The sequence below is a fragment of the Cognatilysobacter terrigena genome (assembly GCF_004361065.1).
GTDB classification, from domain to species: domain Bacteria; phylum Pseudomonadota; class Gammaproteobacteria; order Xanthomonadales; family Xanthomonadaceae; genus Cognatilysobacter; species Cognatilysobacter terrigena.
The window spans coordinates 1-3,522 of sequence record NZ_SELT01000049.1; the positions used below are offsets into that span (position 1 = coordinate 1).

Consider the following 3,522-nt stretch of genomic DNA (forward strand, 5'->3'; position numbering starts at 1 on the left):
GCGGCTTAACTCAGGTGTTAGGTGCCATGAGATACATCGCAGCGCTTTCAGTGATGCTATTGGCTGGTTGCGCGCAATCGTCCGACTCCGCCATTGCTGCAGCCGTCCTGAGCAGCCCACCACATCCGCGCCTCGCACTGTGTCTGAATGTAAGCGGTGCTGACCCATCTCCGGCTCTGGCTGCTGAATTGCGGCGTGCCGGCCGGACATTCACGCCGCTGAGCGGTTGCTCTCGTCGCGGAGCCTACGTTTTCGCGAATGGTCGCCCGGCTGAGTCGGTTACGGCCGAGTGTCAGATGGTTGGCCTCAGTGGCGCCGAAGTGACCCTGTCGAGCTACTTCTCGCCCATGGCTGCCAGCACTTGGGTCGTCGCGCTCGAGTGGCGGCAAGGTCGTTGGCAACTGAAAGATCAGCGCCTGCAGTCGATTAGCATGGCGCCTAACAATTCGTCCAAGCCGACGCCGCTTCGCGGCGCGGCTTAACTCAGGCGTTAGGGAGTGATATGCGAGTTCTCTTGGCGGTCGCAGCATTCTTTGTCGCAGCGCCGTCGTTGGCCCAGCCGGTTCGCGCCACGCGAATCCTCGTCGACAAGTCCGAGCACAGGATGTACGTGTTCGCGGGGACCGAGCTGGTCGCGACCTATCCGGCAGGGTTCGGCGTGAATCGCATAGGTCACAAGCAAGAGGAAGGCGATCGCCGCACACCTGAGGGGAAGTACGTCCTGGACTCCAAGAACGCTAATAGCGCGTTCTTCCGATCCATCCACATTTCGTACCCTAATGCGGCAGATCGAGCCGCTGCCCGTCGGCGCGGCGTCTCCCCTGGCGGAGCAATCATGGTGCACGGGCAACCGAACGACCCGGAGTTGGCCAAGAGGGTCCCCGCCTACCCCTTCCCCGATTGGACGGATGGCTGCATTGCCCTCTCCAATGCGAGCATGGCCGCATTGTGGGAAATGGTTCATGGCCCTGTGCCGATCGAGATCACTCCCTAACAATTCGTCCAAGCCGACGCCGCATCGCGGCGCGGCTTAACTCAGGTGTTAGGCCTCATGGGCAAATTAATGCGCTCGCTACTTGTACTTCTCGTGGCGTTCGCCTCGGCACCCGCCGCGGCGGTCACGCCAGAGGCGTGTGAAAGTGATGCCATCCTGCGTGGAACTATCAAGCCGGCACCCGATTTCCTGCCCCCATCTGCAGTGGATGCCAGAGCTAAGCTCCACGGTTCGCTCCGCTTTAATGGTATGGACCTCTACCGCGCGTCTCGGATTGACGAGATTTGTATTGCTGTTCTCGTCGATGAAACTGGCGTGCCGCGGGATGCGGCCGTCTTCCAGCCTCGGCGCTTAGCTCTTTCTGCCGGAGAGCGATCCGAGCTCCTTGCCTTGCGCTTCTCGCCCGCCGAGAAGGCCGGGCAGTCAACCAAAGCGATCGTGGTGGTCCGCTGGACGATTATTCGTTGAGGCCTAACAATTCGTTCAAGCCGACGCCGCTTCGTGGCGCGGCTTAACTCAGGTGTTAGCGCCCTTGAACCCACAAGCTCGCAAGCCGAAGCCCTTCACTGATCCCTTCACTGCTCGCGCAGGCGGAACGCTGTTTTCGGTGTTCTCGGCGGCCGAGTTATTCCTGGCACTCAAGGCGCTCTTCTCCGGCTGTATTCGTACCATGCGCGGCCGTCACGGCCCGAGCGTTGTCCGTTGCGCCCCCGAGCCTTGGTATTGGGGTCATACCGCAATCGCCGTCATCCTCGGAACCGCGTTGGCCGTGGTGGCTTGCAAGCTCTTCCAGGTTGCGCGTCGCGCTCGTAGCGCTGATGCTGCAGGGCGCTAACAATTCGTCCAAGCCAACGCGACTTCGCAGTCAACTGACGTATTCGTTCGCAAAGCAAGTGGGGGCCTGGCATGCACGATGACCGACATACCTCGTTGAGCGGCTCCTGCCACTGCGGTTCGGTGCGCCTTACGCTTCCTGTCGCGCCTGAAACAGCGACGAGTTGCAATTGCTCGCTATGCCGCCGCACGGGCGGGATATGGGCCTACTACGAACTTGGCGCGGTCTCGATCCAGGGTCACCCCGAAAACACCGAGAGCTACGTTTGGGGTGATCGAACGCTGACGAATTTCCATTGCAAGACCTGCGGCGTCGTCACGCATTGGGAGCCAATGGAGGCGACGCCGGGCGCTCGGCATGGTGTGAACCTGCGGAACTTCGAACCTGCGCTGTTGGAGTCGGTCGTTGTCCGGCGCTTCGATGGGGCGGATACCTGGAGGTTCCTCGACTGATTGCGGCTCAGCTCTCCGGTGCTTTTGATCCCGACAACTTGCGTCACCGCGTCGAACGCTCGTCTACTGCTGCATCGCGGGCCAAGGCGTGGCAGCGGAGTGTCCGTTGCTTGTAGGTAGAAGTGCTCAAGTGCGTCGACGCGATGCAACCGTCTATCGCCGTCGGACGCACGGTCGCGCCACGCGCTGCGGGTATGCGCTACAACGTCCGCTTCGACATCCCAACGTATTGAACGGAGTACGCATGGAACGTGTGACCGGCATCGGCGGCATCTTCTTCAAGGCCAAGGATCCTGCGGCGCTCGGGGCGTGGTATCGCGAGCATCTCGGGCTGGACGTACAGGAATGGGGCGGCGCGATGTTGCCGTGGGGCACGCCGGAGAATCCCACCGGGGTGACGTTGTGGACGCCCTTTCCCGCCGACACCGCGCATTTCGGTTCGGGCGGCGCGTCGTTCATGGTGAACTTCCGGGTGCGCGACCTCGACGCATTGCTCGCGGCGCTACGTGCGGAAGGCTGCGCGGTCGAGGATAAGGTGGACGACTCGGAGTACGGTCGGTTCGGCTGGGTCGTGGATCCGGAAGGCAATCGCGTCGAGTTGTGGCAGCCGCCTGCCGACGGCTGAGGGCGAACGGGCACGCGGCAAGACGCGACATCTCGGCGGCAAGCAGTCGCTTGCCCATGTCCAAAGCCGTGTCATGGCGTTCGACCGCCCCGAGGAACTGGGCGGGTGACGGCGGCGCGGCGCGGCGGATACTGCAGGGGATACGCGACGCATGCCGTTCGCGTACCTGCCTCGGGCACCAGACTTGTGCTCTCGACCTTCGCTGCATGCTCGCCCCGCACGGCGGGTCGCTCGTCTCTTGCAGCTCGGCTTACTCGTTCTCGTTATTAGCTCGTGGCTGACGGCTCGTGGCTGTTAGCGGTTAGCTGTTGGCTGTTTTTGGGTGTTGGCTGGTGGCTGGTGGCTGGTGGCTGACGGCTGACGGCTGACGGCTGACGGCTGACGGCTGACCGCTAACGGTTAGTGGCTCTCGGCGACTTACCGTCCACTGCCCCGGGGCCACCGCCGTCCCATTGGCGCAGTGCTCAGCGCCGACCGACCGCCTACCGCGCACCGGTCCGTGTCCACCGCCGGGCGGCTTGTTATTCGACGTTCGGCGTTCACCCCTGGTGACCAGAGTGAGCGGTGCGTCAGGGCCGTCGGCAGCGCCTAGCCCAGCCGGCGGCTCCCACCCCCT

At 63.1% G+C, this 3,522-nt stretch carries 5 protein-coding genes; all 5 read left to right on the top strand.

From position 1 onward, the window contains the following. On the top strand, positions 1 to 482 hold a 482-nt coding region (locus EVS83_RS15940), incomplete at its 5' end, for a hypothetical protein (RefSeq protein ID WP_208108770.1). A gap of 20 nt (positions 483 to 502) precedes the next feature. Continuing rightward, positions 503 to 994 (top strand): L,D-transpeptidase family protein, encoded by a 492-nt coding sequence (locus EVS83_RS15240; protein ID WP_133502016.1) that lies wholly within the window; start codon positions 503 to 505, stop codon positions 992 to 994. 57 nt (positions 995 to 1,051) lie between these two features. Continuing rightward, complete coding sequence (locus EVS83_RS15245; RefSeq protein ID WP_133502018.1) at positions 1,052 to 1,462, top strand: hypothetical protein; 411 nt, start codon at positions 1,052 to 1,054, stop codon at positions 1,460 to 1,462. A gap of 438 nt (positions 1,463 to 1,900) precedes the next feature. Beyond that, on the top strand, positions 1,901 to 2,281 hold the full coding sequence (locus EVS83_RS16295; protein WP_133502020.1) for a GFA family protein: 381 nt from the start codon (positions 1,901 to 1,903) through the stop codon (positions 2,279 to 2,281). 244 nt (positions 2,282 to 2,525) lie between these two features. Further along, complete coding sequence (locus tag EVS83_RS15255) at positions 2,526 to 2,906, top strand: VOC family protein (protein WP_133502022.1); 381 nt, start codon at positions 2,526 to 2,528, stop codon at positions 2,904 to 2,906. Positions 2,907 to 3,522: the final 616 nt, after the last annotated feature.